Origin of the sequence: Peterkaempfera bronchialis, from assembly GCF_003258605.2 — a bacterium.
Lineage (GTDB): Bacteria > Actinomycetota > Actinomycetes > Streptomycetales > Streptomycetaceae > Peterkaempfera > Peterkaempfera bronchialis.
This window is the reverse complement of sequence record NZ_CP031264.1, coordinates 3,080,252-3,095,312: the sequence shown is the minus strand read 5'-3', so window position 1 is coordinate 3,095,312 and position 15,061 is coordinate 3,080,252. Positions and strand designations below refer to the sequence as shown.

General features: G+C 68.2%; 6 protein-coding genes, 3 rRNA genes and 1 pseudogene. 7 read left to right on the top strand and 3 right to left on the bottom strand.

Going from position 1 to position 15,061, the window contains the following annotated elements:
- Window positions 1-54 precede the first annotated feature (54 nt).
- Together C7M71_RS13695 and C7M71_RS13690 are read left to right on the top strand one after the other, a co-directional pair.
- On the top strand, window positions 55-1,062 hold the full coding sequence (locus C7M71_RS13695) for an ATP-binding cassette domain-containing protein (protein ID WP_111494996.1): 1,008 nt from the start codon (window positions 55-57) through the stop codon (window positions 1,060-1,062).
- Window positions 1,059-1,859 (top strand): ABC transporter permease, encoded by an 801-nt coding sequence (locus C7M71_RS13690; protein ID WP_111494994.1) that lies wholly within the window; start codon window positions 1,059-1,061, stop codon window positions 1,857-1,859. The genes C7M71_RS13695 and C7M71_RS13690 overlap by 4 nt, the downstream gene beginning before the upstream one ends.
- 47 nt (window positions 1,860-1,906) lie before the next feature.
- On the opposite strand, the gene C7M71_RS31755 is transcribed toward C7M71_RS13690, so the two are convergent.
- From C7M71_RS31755 to C7M71_RS31745, 3 genes are all read right to left on the bottom strand, one after another.
- Complete coding sequence (locus C7M71_RS31755) at window positions 1,907-2,347, bottom strand: NPCBM/NEW2 domain-containing protein (RefSeq protein WP_111494992.1); 441 nt, start codon at window positions 2,345-2,347, stop codon at window positions 1,907-1,909.
- Between the two features lie 344 nt (window positions 2,348-2,691).
- Window positions 2,692-4,092 (bottom strand): sigma-70 family RNA polymerase sigma factor, encoded by a 1,401-nt coding sequence (locus C7M71_RS31750; protein ID WP_229758707.1) that lies wholly within the window; start codon window positions 4,090-4,092, stop codon window positions 2,692-2,694.
- Between the two features lie 256 nt (window positions 4,093-4,348).
- Window positions 4,349-5,113, bottom strand: coding sequence for a TetR/AcrR family transcriptional regulator (locus C7M71_RS31745; protein WP_229758706.1), 765 nt, complete (start codon window positions 5,111-5,113; stop codon window positions 4,349-4,351).
- Window positions 5,114-5,857: 744 nt separating this feature from the next.
- On the opposite strand from C7M71_RS31745, the gene C7M71_RS13670 reads away from it, so the two are divergent.
- The 5 genes and pseudogenes from C7M71_RS13670 (at window position 5,858) to rrf (ending at window position 15,022) form a co-directional block, all read left to right on the top strand.
- The gene (locus C7M71_RS13670; protein WP_407675895.1) at window positions 5,858-7,279 is read left to right on the top strand and encodes an NAD(P)/FAD-dependent oxidoreductase; all 1,422 of its coding nucleotides are present in this window, start codon (window positions 5,858-5,860) and stop codon (window positions 7,277-7,279) included.
- 176 nt (window positions 7,280-7,455) lie between these two features.
- Window positions 7,456-9,293, top strand: a pseudogene (locus C7M71_RS13665) (ATP-binding SpoIIE family protein phosphatase).
- Between the two features lie 627 nt (window positions 9,294-9,920).
- Window positions 9,921-11,437, top strand: a 16S ribosomal RNA gene (locus C7M71_RS13655).
- A 271-nt stretch (window positions 11,438-11,708) separates the two neighbouring features.
- Window positions 11,709-14,831: ribosomal RNA gene (locus tag C7M71_RS13650) — 23S ribosomal RNA — on the top strand.
- Window positions 14,832-14,905: 74 nt separating this feature from the next.
- A 5S ribosomal RNA gene (gene rrf, locus C7M71_RS13645) occupies window positions 14,906-15,022 on the top strand.
- Together the 16S, 23S and 5S rRNA genes form the textbook arrangement of a ribosomal RNA operon.
- The last annotated feature ends 39 nt before the right edge of the window (window positions 15,023-15,061 follow it).

The window sequence follows — 15,061 nt, the reverse complement described above, 5'->3', positions numbered from 1 at the left end:
ACCCTGTCGGCGCCGTGTCGGCCATCTGTCGGCCGCGCCATCCACCGTGGTCCCATGACCACCACCCCCCTCGCAGCGGTCACCGCCCGCCGCCCGCCCACCACCCCCGGCACGGACGCCGCCATCGACGTCCGCGCCCTGACCAAGAGCTACGGCACCACCCAAGCCCTGGACGGCATCGACCTCACCGTCCCGCGCGGCAGCGTCCTCGGTGTCCTGGGCCCCAACGGCGCCGGCAAGACCACCCTGATCCGCATCCTCTCCACCCTGCTGACCCCCGACTCCGGCACGGCCCTGGTGGACGGGCACGACGTGGTCGCCGCCCCGCAGGCCGTACGGGCCGCAGTGGGCCTCACCGGCCAGTACGCCTCCGTCGACGAGTCCCTGAGCGGCCGTCAGAACCTCTATGTGGTCGCCCGCCTACACGGCTTCACCCGCAGCGCCGCCCGCCGCCGCACCGACGACCTGCTCGCCCGGTTCAGCCTCACCGAGGCCGCCACCCGGCTGACCCGCACCTACTCGGGAGGCATGCGCCGCCGCCTCGACCTCGCCACCAGCCTGGTCGCTGCCCCCCGCGTGCTGTACCTGGACGAGCCCACCACCGGACTCGACCCCCGGGCCCGCAACGAGGTGTGGGCGGAGGTCCGCCGACTTGTCGAGCAGGAGGGCACCACGGTGCTCCTCACCACCCAGTACATGGAGGAGGCCGATGCGCTCGCCGACGCCATCACCGTCATCGACCACGGCCGGGTGATCGCCCACGGCACGGCCGACGCCCTCAAATCCCGCCTCGGCGGACGCATCCTGCATGTACGACCGACCGATCCGGCCGCCGACCTCGACGCCATCGCCCAGGTCCTCGCCACCGCCTCCGGCGGCCGTACGCCCGACCTCGACCACGGCTCCGGCACCGCCACGCTGCCACTGGACGACGACCGGGCCCTCACCACCGCCATCGCCGCCCTCGGCGCCTCCGGCATCCCGCTCGCCGCCGTCGAGACCCCGCTGCCCAGTCTCGACGAGGTCTTCCTCACCATCACCGACCAGGAGCCCCGCCCATGACCACCGCCGCCGCCGCCCTCATCCGCCACCGCCCCCGCCCCGGCCGCGCGGTCCAGCAGACTCTCACCATCGCGCACCGCAACCTGATGCAGCTGCGCGCCGACCCGGATCAGCTGATGGACGCCACCATCATGCCGATCATCTTCACCCTGCTCTTCGTCTACGTCTTCGGCGGCGCCATCTCCAACAGCCGGCACGAGTACATCCAGTACCTGCTTCCCGGCATCATGGCCCAACTGGTCGCCTTCACCGCCATGGCCACCGGCGTCGGCCTCAACTCCGACTTCCACACCGGGGTGATGGACCGCTTCCGGTCCCTCCCCATCGCCCGCAGCGCCGTACTCGCCGGCCGCATCGCCACCGACTGCGCCAAGTTGCTGATCGGCACCGGAGTGATGCTGGCCTTCGGGACGCTGCTCGGCTTCCGCCCCTCCGGCAACGCCCTTCAGATCGCCGCCGCGATGGGCCTCGCCACCGCCTTCGGGTTCGCGCTCTGCTGGGTGTCGGCGCTGATCGGCCTCTCGATGAGCTCCCCTCAGGCGGTGCAGCAGATCGGTTTCCTCTGGCTGATCCCGGTGCAGTTCGGCAGCTCCATCTTCGCCCCGGTCGGCACCATGCCCGGCTGGCTCCAGGCATTCGTCAAGGCCAACCCGACCTCCCTGGTGGCCGACACCTGCCGTGGCCTGCTGTCCGGCGGCCCGGTCGCGGACTCCCTCTGGGGCGCCCTGGCCTGGATCGCCGGCATCACCGCCGTGGCCGCGCCGCTCGCCGTACGGCGCTACCGCAAGCGCCGCTGACAGAGGACCCCCACAAAGCCCCCGACCGCCAGCCCCAACCCCAACCCTCAGCCCTCGCAGCCCAGCCGGGCGTCCGCCCAGTCGGCCACGTCCGCGGCATGCCACCTGTCGTGCGCGGGCTGCACCACCAGCCGGATGGTCTGCTGACCGGCCAGGGACACATGCACCGGTACGGCAGCGTCGCCCCCGTCGACCGGCTCGGAACTCCACAGCGTGCGGCCGTCCCCGCCCAGCACCGAGAAGACCACCCTGCCGTGCCGCCGCGCCATGTCGTCAAGACCCGCCATGGCGTCAAAGGACGAGCAGGCGCGGTTGAGGTCGATGGTCACGGTCGACGGGGCACGCACCGTGACTCCGCGCGCATAGCGGGTACCGCCCACGCTGAGGCCACGGTGCTGCCAGAACCAACCGCTCTCCGACCCCCGCACCGTAGGCACATCGCCCGCTCCGAGGCCGCCGTAGGAGAGTTCGTCCAGCCAGTGGTCCACCCGCGTCGGCGTCGGCGTCGGGGTGGGCGTCGGGGTCGGCGTGGGTGACGGAGTCGGTGACGGCGGAGCCGTGAACGACGGCGACGGCGACGGCGGAGGCGTGGGCGTCGGCACCGGCCGGACCGTGGGGACCGGCACAGCGCTGGGCCGCACAGGCTGCCGAGGGGTCGGCTCCACCGTAGGCACCGGCGTCCGATCCCGAGCCGGAGTCGGAGTCGGAGCCGCAGCGGGCTTCGGCTGCGGCGTAGGCGTCGGTGCAGGCGTGCGCGTTGGTGCAGACGATCGCACCGGCTGCGGTGCGGGCTTGGGCCTCGGCTTGGCCTTGGGCGTCACCGAGGGCGGGATCACGGTCGGCGACGGAGCCGCCTGCGGCACCGCCCGCGCCGGTGGGGGAGCAGGAGCCGTGCTGCCCGAGAGCGCGTACGCCAGGACAGCCCCGGCCGCCACCACGGCAGTCGCCGCCACCGCGGCCTTGGCTGCCACCCCCAGCCCCTCGCCGACGGCCCCCGCCGCCCCACCGCCCGACCCCCGGCGGCACCACCAGCACCAGCCCCACCAGCCCCACCCGCACCAGCCCCGCCGACCGCACCCGCCGCCGCCCCGGCCCCCACGGCAGCCGCAGCCGCAGCCGCCGTGAAGTACCCGGCGCCGACCCAGACGAGCACCCCGCCGGGCAGCACCGCCCGCAGGCCGGTGTTGAGGTCCACCAGCTCCAGGTACGCGGCCGAGCAGCGGTCGCACTCCTTGAGGTGGGCACTCACCTCCGCCGACGCCCGCTTGCGCAGCGAACCCCGGGCATAGGCCCCCAGCCGGTCGGCATGCCGACGGCAGGTCTCCTCCTGGACCGAGGAGACATGCGCCTGGAGGAACGCCGTGGCCAGCCGGTCACGCGCCCGATGGGCCTGTACGGCGGTGGCGTTGGCCGTCTTGCCGAGCAGTACCGCCACCTGCTTGGGCGACTCCCGCTCGACCTCGGTGTGCCACAGCACCACCCGGTCGTCCTCCGGCAGCGCCACAAAGGCCCGCAGCACCATCCGCCGGTCGGCCATCGCCATCGCCCAGGTGTCCGCACCGGGATCGGTGACCTCCGCCGGCTGCTTCACGGCCGAGGTGGCCGTGAACGCGGTGAAGTCCTCGACCAGTTGCTCACGCCGCTCGCTGCGCGTCCACGCGGCCGCGATGTTGCGTACCGCCGTCAGCAGATACGCGCGTACCGCGACATCCGGCCCCCGCCCGGACCGCAGCGCCTGCAAGGTGCGGGCGAAGACCTCGCCGGCCAGGTCCTCGGCGGTGAAGTTGTCCCGGCAGCAGGTGCGGGCGTAACGGCGCACGGCATCGGCATGGCGCCGGTACAGCTCCTCGTACGCCCCGTCGTCGCCCTCGCGCACCCGAGCCGTCAACTCGGCGTCGGACGGCGGCAGTTCACCGTCCACCGGATCGGCCGGTGCCGGTACGGCGGGTGCGTTTCCGGCCGTGCCCGCCTTGGGTGCGGCCGCCGCCGAGGTCACCCCGCCGAATCCGGCGGGCGCCTGACCCGGAACCCGCGCCGACCCGGCAGCGCCTCCGGAGGCGGCCAGGGTCTCCTGATCCGGCGCCCAACCCTGCCCGGGCACCTGCCCGGGGACGGGCTGGTGCGGCCCGTCGACCCGGCCGTCGTTCCGGCTGTGGCCGAGGCCGTCGTTCCGGCCGTCCTGCGGGGGGCCCTCGCCGCCGTGGCCGGACCCGTCCCGTTCCTCAGTGCTCACGACCGCCGCCGCACCGCACATCGGCCCAACCGGGCACAGTGGCACCGCGATCGGTCAACGCTCCCGCTGCGCTCTGGCCTCCAATCACCGGCAAAGGATGGCACAGCCACCCCTCTCCCGGTGCAGGGAGAGGGGCGTATCCCACTCTTCCGGGGCGGGCGCACGCCCTCCGCACCCGCCCCTTTCACCCGTTTGGCCCAACCGACCGCCGTCCGACCGCCGTCCGAACGCCGTTGCGGTCCCCCTTGCCGGGGTGTCAGCCCGCCCGCAGCCCATTGAGCAGAATGCGCAGCAGCCGGTCGGTGGGAGAGCCCGGCCCATTGGGCCGGTCCGCCGCCCCGCCGCCCGCCCCGAGCTGGGCCGGCACCGCAGCGGTCAGCACCAGCACCACATCCGCCACGGTGACCCCGGGCCGCAACTCACCGACCGCATCGGCCCGTTCCACCAGCGCGCCCAGCAGTCGCAGCAGCACCGTTGGATCGGCGTCGCCCCATGCCTCGGGGCCCTCCTCCGCCGTCTCGCCGCCCGCCGGGTGCCCGGGGCCCTGCTCCGGCACCCGCACCACCGGCACACCCGCGATCAGGGCGAACCCGTCCCCGCCCTCCGCCGACACCGCCCCCGCTGACCCTGCCGTTCCCGCTGCCCCTACCGCCCCGGCCGGGACCTCTCCGCTAGACGGCGAACCGCCCGCCCGCGACAACTGCTCCGCACAGCGGAACGTCTCCGGCGGCAGCAGCCGTCCTGCCCCGGTGGCCACCGCCCGCGAGAGACAACCCGCCAGCGCCTCCCAGGGGGCGGAGTCGCCGCGCAGCGCCTCCTGCGCCTGCGCCGTGAGCCAGCCGACCTCCTCCGCCGCGATCCGCCGCACCAGCACCTCCTTGCTGGGGAAGCGGCGGTAGACCGTGCCGACGCCCACCCCGGCCCGCCGGGCGACCTCCTCCATGGGTGCCCCGTAGCCCAACTCCCCGAACACCTCACGGGCAGCCCGCAGCACGCTCTCCAGATTGCGCCGCGCATCCACCCGGAGCCGCCCACCGGGCCCCCGGCCGTCCGGAACCCCTTCACCCCCGCCGGCTCCTAAGGCCCCCACGCCCCACCGGCCCCCGCCCCGGCGCCGAACCGCGCGCCCATCGACCGCTGCCCCGGCACCACGCCAGGCGCACCCTGCACCACGCCTGGCAGCGCACCCGGCACCGCCCCCGGCGGCCTGCCCACCGCACTCACCGCCGCACTCATCGCCGTGGACAGACGCACGCGCGCCTGCTCCTGCTGATCCATAGCCAGCCCTCCCCCGTGGGCCCGCCCGGCATTGGGCGCCCACCGTGCACCCCCGCACACCCCCCGGCGCGACAGGAGCCTCACCGTCGTCGGCACGCTCGGCGTCCTCCCCGCCGACCCGGCCGACCGCAGTCCATGGACCAGCAGCGGAGTACCGCCCCGAAAGCGGCAGCCCCCACCGGCCCGGTGACCAAGCCTGCACGGACGGCGACCGTCCATGCCGACACCGATGGGCCGATCCACCGATCCACCAATTCCCCGACGATAGTTGATGCCGATTCGGCTCCGACAGGGGAGACGGTGAGGATTCGGCCGTTCCGCCTCCGCCACCCGGCAGCCCCTTCCCGGACCTGCGTGGACAGCCTCCCCCGATGACGGAGTCACCACGCTCCGAACCGCCTCCCCACCGGCCCCCCACGCACCATCCGCCCCACGGATCCCGTACGCACTGTGGACAAGAGGCCCCCGGACAGGGCGTCATGGATCCGTGAAACAGGTCACACTCCCGCAGGGCCCCGCCGACCCCCGGCCAGGAGGCAGCCCGCCCGCCCGCATCCTGATCGCCGGCGGCGGATACGTCGGCATGTACGCCGCGCTGCGCCTGCAACGCCGACTCCACCGAGGCGAGGCCGAGATCACGGTCGTCGAGCCTCAGCCGTACATGACCTACCAGCCGTTTCTGCCCGAGGCCGCCGCCGGCTCCATCGATCCGCGCCATGTGATCGTCCCGCTCCGCCGGGTGCTCCACGGCTGCACCGTCGTCACCGGCGAGATCACCCGGCTGGACCACGCGGCCCGCCAGGCCCAGGCCGCCACCCCCGCCACCCGCTCCACCGGCGACCCCGACCTGAAACTGCCCTACGACCTGCTGGTGGCAGCCCCCGGCTCGGTCTCCCGGACGCTCCCCATCCCCGGTCTCGCCGAACACGGCATCGGCTTCAAGACCGTCGAGGAGGCCGTGGCCCTGCGCAACCACGTCCTGGAGCAACTCGACATCGCCTCCTCCACCCGGGACCCGGCCATCCGCGAGGCGGCCCTCACCTTCGTCTTCGTCGGCGGCGGCTTCGCGGGCGTCGAGGCGCTCGCCGAACTGGAGGACATGGCCCGCGCCGCCGTCCGCTATTACCACAACGTCACCGCCGAGGACCTGCGCTGGATCCTGGTGGAGGCCACCGACCGCATCCTCCCCGAAGTCGGCCCGGAACTCGGCCGCTACACCGTCTCCGAACTGCGCGGCCGCAACATCGAGGTGCGCCTCGGCACCCGCCTGGAATCCCTCACCGACCGGATCGTCGTCCTCTCCGACGGCAGCCGGTTCGCCGCCCGCACCCTCGTCTGGACCGCCGGAGTCCGCCCCGCCCCCGTCCTCGCCGCCACCGACCTCCCCACCGACGCACGCGGCCGCATCCGCTGCGAACCCACCCTCCGAGTGGCCGGGGTCGACGACGCCTGGTCGGCCGGCGACTGCGCCGCCGTCCCCGACCTCACCCGTCCGGGCGAGTACTGCGCCCCGAACGCGCAGCACGCCGTCCGGCAGGCCAAGGTGCTCGGCGACAATGTGCTGGCCCAGCTGCGCGGCGAGCCGCAGACGCCCTACCGCCACTCCTCCCGGGGCGCGGTGGCCTCCCTCGGTCTGCACAAGGGCGTGGCGCAGGTCCGTGGCCGCCGACTCACCGGACGCCCCGCCTGGCTGATGCACCGCGCCTACCACCTCAGCCGGATGCCGACCTTCAACCGCAAGGCACGGGTGCTGGCCGACTGGATGCTGGCAGGCGTCTCCTCGCGCGAGATCGTCTCGCTCGGCTCGCTCGAACACCCACGCGCCGAGTTCGAGGCCGCCATGGGGCGCGGCACGCCCACCGCCGAGCCCCGGTCGCAACCCGAACCACCGACCCGGCCGGGCAGCTGACCACCTGGGGTAGCAGCACGCGCCCACGTCCAGGATCATGCAGGGCGGGGTGCGCCGCAGCAGTGGCACCGGTCCCCGCAGCCGCCCCGATCGGTCACACTGGTCCATGACCTGGCGTGCGGACGTGCACGCGAGGAGTGACGAAGCACGAGAAACGCGAGGAAGCAGCGGTCGTTTTGAATCTCACGCGCTGGAGCGCCCGGCTCCCCGGAGCACAGCGGCGTACCGCCCCGCAGCAGACGGGCGAGCGGTCGCCCGGCCCAGCCGACGCTTCCGGCGCGGCAGCGGTCCCCCAAGCCCGCCCCGGACCACCCGCCGACGGGCCTCCCCCCGGAGAGCCCGGCGAACCGCCCGGCAGACATGAGCTCTCCGTGCACGATGTGCTGGCCCATGTCCCGGCCCTGGTCGCCGTCACCTACGGGCCCAACCACCACGTCGGCTATGTCAACCACGCCTATGTCGAGGTCTTCGGCCACCGCACCGCCGGCACCCCCGCCCGCGACACCATGCCCGAACTCGCCGAACTCGGCCTGCTGCCCCTGATGGACCAGGTCCTGCGCAGCGGCCGCCCGCGCACCGTCAAGGCCCGCCGCGTGGTCCTCTCCACCGCCCCCGAACGGCACCGCTACTACAGCTTCGTCTGCGCACCCATCCGAGCCGGCGAACCGCTCGGCGCCCAGCTCTCCGCCCTCGCCACCGACGGCCCGGAGCACCCCGCCACCTCCGACACCCCGCCCACGCCGGCCGGCGGGCTGGGCATGCTCGCCACCCTCCGCCGCGCCGCCGCCGCAGGGACACCGGACACCACCGAGGTCACCGGAGTGCTGGTCTTCGCCGCCGAGGTCACCGACCAGATGCAGGTCGCCGAACGCCTCCGCGAGAGCGAACGCCGCCACCGCGAAGCCGCCGTCACCCTCCAACGCAGCCTGCTCCCGCAGAAACTGGAGCAGCCCGACGACCTGCGCGTCGCCGCCACCTACCAGCCCGGCGGAGCCGACGCCGCCGTGGGCGGCGACTGGTACGACGTCATCACCCTCGGCGGCGGCCGCACCGCCCTGGTCATCGGCGACGTCATGGGCCGTGGCATGCGCGCCGCCGCCGTGATGGGCCAACTCCGCACCGCCGTCCGCGCCTACGCCCGCCTGGACCTGCCGCCCCACGAGGTGCTGCAACTCCTCGACGGCCTCGCCATGGAGATCGACGCCACCCAGATCGCCACCTGCGTGTACGCCGTATTCGACCCCAATGACAACTGCATCACCTACTCCTCGGCGGGCCACCTCCCGCTGATGATCCGCGAGCCCCACGGCACCGTCACCCGCGCCGACGCCCAGTGCGGCCCACCCCTGGGCACCGGCGGCTGGCTGCACACCTCCGGCTCCGTCCCGCTGAACCCCGGCGCCACCGGCGTGCTCTACACCGACGGCCTGGTCGAACGCCGGGGCGAGGACATCGACGTCGGCCTCGACACGCTCGACCGCACCCTCGGCGGCCCCGCCGGTCCCCCGAAGTCCTCTGCGCCCGGCTGCTCCGCGCCATGGGCGTCACCCCCGAACACGACGACGATGTCGCGGTCCTCGCCTTCCAGCTCCCCCAACGGGACGAGCACACCGCCGACCTCTTCCGCGTCGCCTCCCTGGACCTGCTCGGCACCCCCCAGACAGCGGCCCGCGCCCGCGCCTTCACCTCCGGCGTGCTCTCCAGCTGGCGGCTCAGCGACGAACTGCGCGACCTCGGCGTCCTCGCCGTCAGCGAACTGGTCTCCAACTCCCTCACCCATGGCATCCCGCCCATGCGCCTGCGCATCCGCCGCACCGACCGCCGCCTGATCATCGAGGTCACGGACGCCGACGACCACCTCCCCCGCCGCCGGCGAGCCGCCGTAGTCGACGAGTCCGGCCGTGGCATCGCCATCGTCGCCACCATCGCCTCCGGCTGGGGAACACGCCGTACGCCGGACGGGGGAAAGGCGGTGTGGTGCGAGTTCCTGCTGCCGGTCCGGCGTGCACACTGAGGGGGCATCAGGACCTGGCTGACACGGTGTCGAGGCAGACTTGACATCGTTCAGCGAAGTGCCTAACGTACGTCGGGCTGCCTGACCGGGAGCACCGGACGCGCATTCTGCACGGACGGTCCCGAGGCGGTCTCCTCTCAACACCACTCAAGCCCATGGCTGCGGCGGTCTCCGTCGTTTGCCGTACGGCGTCATGTGTGGCGGGAGAGGAATTCGGCGAATTGGACCCGACAGGTTCTCTTCGCTAAGGTTTCACCCCGTCGACAGGGCCGAAAAGCCGGGTCGGCAAAACCTTCCGAGGCCGGAAGACGCAGGAAGACGGTCAGAGAGATCTGATAGAGTCGGAAAGCGCCGAAAGGCCGATGGAACACGCAACACCCCGCCAGCGGGGGTCAGGGAAGCGGAAAGCGGATCTGATAGGCTGGAACACGAAGAAGGGAAGCGCCCGGAGGAGCCCGGAAGGGTTTCGATGGAAGCGTCCGTTCCTTGAGAACTCAACAGCGTGCCAAAAGTCAACGCCAGATATTTGAACCCTTTGGGTTCCTTTGAATGAAGTGCAGCGAGGACGCTGTGCGCGGGTCCGGCTTATTCCGCCGGATGCCGTGCCGCTCTTCCGCGAATGAGACATTCACGGAGAGTTTGATCCTGGCTCAGGACGAACGCTGGCGGCGTGCTTAACACATGCAAGTCGAACGGTGAAGCCCTTCGGGGTGGATCAGTGGCGAACGGGTGAGTAACACGTGGGCAATCTGCCCTGCACTCTGGGACAACACCGGGAAACCGGTGCTAATACCGGATACGACGTACCTCCGCATGGGGTGTGCGTGGAAAGCTCCGGCGGTGCAGGATGAGCCCGCGGCCTATCAGCTTGTTGGTGGGGTGATGGCCTACCAAGGCGACGACGGGTAGCCGGCCTGAGAGGGCGACCGGCCACACTGGGACTGAGACACGGCCCAGACTCCTACGGGAGGCAGCAGTGGGGAATATTGCACAATGGGCGAAAGCCTGATGCAGCGACGCCGCGTGAGGGATGACGGCCTTCGGGTTGTAAACCTCTTTCAGCAGGGAAGAAGCGCAAGTGACGGTACCTGCAGAAGAAGCACCGGCTAACTACGTGCCAGCAGCCGCGGTAATACGTAGGGTGCGAGCGTTGTCCGGAATTATTGGGCGTAAAGAGCTCGTAGGCGGCCTGTCGCGTCGGATGTGAAAGCCCGGGGCTTAACCCCGGGTCTGCATTCGATACGGGCAGGCTAGAGTTCGGTAGGGGAGATCGGAATTCCTGGTGTAGCGGTGAAATGCGCAGATATCAGGAGGAACACCGGTGGCGAAGGCGGATCTCTGGGCCGATACTGACGCTGAGGAGCGAAAGCGTGGGGAGCGAACAGGATTAGATACCCTGGTAGTCCACGCCGTAAACGTTGGGAACTAGGTGTGGGCGACATTCCACGTCGTCCGTGCCGCAGCTAACGCATTAAGTTCCCCGCCTGGGGAGTACGGCCGCAAGGCTAAAACTCAAAGGAATTGACGGGGGCCCGCACAAGCGGCGGAGCATGTGGCTTAATTCGACGCAACGCGAAGAACCTTACCAAGGCTTGACATACACCGGAAACGTCTGGAGACAGGCGCCCCCTTGTGGTCGGTGTACAGGTGGTGCATGGTTGTCGTCAGCTCGTGTCGTGAGATGTTGGGTTAAGTCCCGCAACGAGCGCAACCCTTGTTCTGTGTTGCCAGCGAGTAATGTCGGGGACTCACAGGAGACTGCCGGGGTCAACTCGGAGGAAGGTGGGGACGACGTCAAATCATCATGCCCCTTATGTCTTGGGCTGCACACGTGCTACAATGGTCGGTACAATGGGCTGCGATACCGCGAGGTGGAGCGAATCCCAAAAAGCCGGCCTCAGTTCGGATTGGGGTCTGCAACTCGACCCCATGAAGTCGGAGTCGCTAGTAATCGCAGATCAGCATGCTGCGGTGAATACGTTCCCGGGCCTTGTACACACCGCCCGTCACGTCACGAAAGTCGGTAACACCCGAAGCCGGTGGCCCAACCCTCTGGGAGGGAGCCGTCGAAGGTGGGACCAGCGATTGGGACGAAGTCGTAACAAGGTAGCCGTACCGGAAGGTGCGGCTGGATCACCTCCTTTCTAAGGAGCATTGGCCGGCTTCGAGCGAGTGTCTCGGAGCGGTTGCTCATGGGTGGAACGTTGACTATTCGGCAGGTCCCGGGTCCCCGGGTTCGTTAGTACTGCGCCTTTGGCGTGTGGAAGGCGGGTCGGGGGTGTGGGGGTTGTCGGGCGCGCTGTTGGGTCCTGAGGGAACGGTTGGTTGTTTCCTCTGGTTGTGCCGGTCCCATGCTTGTTCTGGGTGGGTGGCTGGTCGTTGTTTGAGAACTGCACAGTGGACGCGAGCATCTGTGGCCAAGTTTTTAAGGGCGCACGGTGGATGCCTTGGCACCAGGAACCGATGAAGGACGTGGGAGGCCGCGATAGGCCCCGGGGAGCTGTCAACCGAGCTTTGATCCGGGGGTGTCCGAATGGGGAAACCCGGCAGTCGTCATGGGCTGTCACCCGCTGCTGAACACATAGGCAGTGTGGAGGGAACGCGGGGAAGTGAAACATCTCAGTACCCGCAGGAAGAGAAAACAACCGTGATTCCGGGAGTAGTGGCGAGCGAAACCGGATGAGGCTAAACCGTATGTGTGTGATACCCGGCAGGGGTTGCGCGTGCGGGGTTGTGGGAGCGTACTTCAGTCGTCTGCCGGCGGCTGGGCGAGTCAGAAACCGTATAGGTAGTCGAAGGGCATGCGAAAGGCCCGGCGTAGAGGGTAAGACCCCCGTAGACGAAATCTGTGCGGCTTGCTTGTGCGTTTCCCAAGTAGCACGGGGCCCGAGAAATCCCGTGTGAATCTGGCGGGACCACCCGCTAAGCCTAAATATTCCCTGGTGACCGATAGCGGATAGTACCGTGAGGGAATGGTGAAAAGTACCGCGGGAGCGGAGTGAAATAGTACCTGAAACCGTGTGCCTACAAGCCGTGGGAGCGTCGTCGTGGTTTTCGGACTGCGGCCGTGACTGCGTGCCTTTTGAAGAATGAGCCTGCGAGTTTGCGGTGTGTGGCGAGGTTAACCCGTGTGGGGTAGCCGTAGCGAAAGCGAGTCCGAATAGGGCGTTCTTAGTCGCATGCCCAAGACCCGAAGCGGAGTGATCTAGCCATGGGCAGGGTGAAGCGCGGGTAAGACCGTGTGGAGGCCCGAACCCACCAGGGTTGAAAACCTGGGGGATGACCTGTGGTTAGGGGTGAAAGGCCAATCAAACTCCGTGATAGCTGGTTCTCCCCGAAATGCATTTAGGTGCAGCGTCGTGTGTTTCTTGCCGGAGGTAGAGCACTGGATAGGCGATGGGCCTCACCGGGTTACTGACCTTAGCCAAACTCCGAATGCCGGTAAGTGAGAGCACGGCAGTGAGACTGCGGGGGATAAGCTCCGTGGTCGAGAGGGAAACAGCCCAGAACACCGGCTAAGGCCCCTAAGCGTGTGCTAAGTGGGAAAGGATGTGGAGTCGCAGAGACAACCAGGAGGTTGGCTTAGAAGCAGCCACCCTTGAAAGAGTGCGTAATAGCTCACTGGTCAAGTGATTCCGCGCCGACAATGTAGCGGGGCTCAAGTACACCGCCGAAGCCGTGTCACTCACACAATAGCCTTAACGGGTGTGTGGGTGGGTAGGGGAGCGTCGTGTGCCGGGTGAAGCGGCGGCGGGAGCCAGTCGTGGACGGTATACGAGTGAGAATGCAGGCATGAGTAGCGATACAAGAGTGGGAAACTCTTGCGCCGATTGACCAAGGGTTCCTGGGTCAAGCTGATCTGCCCAGGGTAAGTCGGGACCTAAGGCGAGGCCGACAGGCGTAGTCGATGGACAACGGGTTGATATTCCCGTACCCGCTGTAGAGCGTCAACGCTGAACCTCTGAATGCTAAGGCCGTGAAGCCGCCCTTGAGACCTTCGGGTCGAGGGGGAGTGGTGGAGCCGCCGGTCCAACAGGGTAGTAGGTGAGCGATGGGGTGACGCAGGAAGGTAGTCCAGCCCGGGCGGTGGTTGTCCCGGGGTAAGGGTGTAGGACGTGGGGTAGGCAAATCCGCCCTGCATATAGTCTGAGACCTGATGCCGAGCCGATTGTGGTGAAGTGGATGATCCTATGCTGTCGAGAAAAGCCTCTAGCGAGTTCTGTGGCGGCCCGTACCCCAAACCGACTCAGGTGGTCAGGTAGAGAATACCGAGGCGTTCGGGTGAACCGTGGTTAAGGAACTCGGCAAAATGCCCCCGTAACTTCGGGAGAAGGGGGGCCATTGCTGGTGATGGGTCTTGCACTCTGAGCTGGTGGTGGCCGCAGAGACCAGCGAGAAGCGACTGTTTACTAAAAACACAGGTCCGTGCGAAGCCGTAAGGCGATGTATACGGACTGACGCCTGCCCGGTGCTGGAACGTTAAGGGGACCGGTTAGTCATGATTCGTCGTGGCGAAGCTGAGAACTTAAGCGCCAGTAAACGGCGGTGGTAACTATAACCATCCTAAGGTAGCGAAATTCCTTGTCGGGTAAGTTCCGACCTGCACGAATGGCGTAACGACTTCTCGACTGTCTCAACCACGGGCCCGGTGAAATTGCATTACGAGTAAAGATGCTCGTTTCGCGCAGCAGGACGGAAAGACCCCGGGACCTTTACTATAGCTTGATATTGGTGTTCGGTTCGGCTTGTGTAGGATAGGTGGGAGACTGTGAAGCTGTGACGCCAGTCATGGTGGAGTCATCGTTGAAATACCACTCTGGTCGTGCTGGATGTCTAACCTGGGTCCGTGATCCGGATCAGGGACAGTGTCTGGTGGGTAGTTTAACTGGGGCGGTTGCCTCCTAAAGGGTAACGGAGGCGCCCAAAGGTTCCCTCAGCCTGGTTGGCAATCAGGTGTTGAGTGTAAGTGCACAAGGGAGCTTGACTGTGAGACCGACGGGTCGAGCAGGTGCGAAAGCAGGGACTAGTGATCCGGCGGTGGCTTGTGGAAGCGCCGTCGCTCAACGGATAAAAGGTACCCCGGGGATAACAGGCTGATCTTCCCCAAGAGTCCATATCGACGGGATGGTTTGGCACCTCGATGTCGGCTCGTCGCATCCTGGGGCTGGAGTAGGTCCCAAGGGTTGGGCTGTTCGCCCATTAAAGCGGTACGCGAGCTGGGTTTAGAACGTCGTGAGACAGTTCGGTCCCTATCCGCTGTGCGCGTAGGAGTCTTGAGAAGGGCTGTCCCTAGTACGAGAGGACCGGGACGGACGGACCTCTGGTGTGCCAGTTGTTCTGCCAAGGGCATGGCTGGTTGGCTACGTTCGGGAGGGATAACCGCTGAAAGCATCTAAGCGGGAAGCCTGCTTCGAGATGAGGGCTCCCACCACCTTGAGTGGGTAAGGCTCCCAGTAGACGACTGGGTTGATAGGCCGGGTGTGGAAGCCTCGTGAGGGGTGGAGCTGACCGGTACTAATAGGCCGAGGGCTTGTCCATAGTTGCTCCGCGTCCACTGTGTAGTTCTGAAGCAATGACCTGTGCCGGTTGCCGGTGGGTCAACTTCATAGTGTTTCGGTGGTCATAGCGTGAGGGAAACGCCCGGTTACATTCCGAACCCGGAAGCTAAGCCTTACAGCGCCGATGGTACTGCAGGGGGGACCCTGTGGGAGAGTAGGACGCCGCCGAACAATCTTTGACGGGAGGGCCCCGTAGCCGGAAGGCTACGG

Bases quoted from the DNA above. Each gene is read 5' to 3' on its own strand.
- C7M71_RS13695 (WP_111494996.1), top strand. From the start codon at position 55: ATGACCACCACCCCCCTCGCAGCGGTCACCGCCCGCCGCCCGCCCACC.
- C7M71_RS13690 (WP_111494994.1), top strand. From the start codon at position 1,059: ATGACCACCGCCGCCGCCGCCCTCATCCGCCACCGCCCCCGCCCCGGC.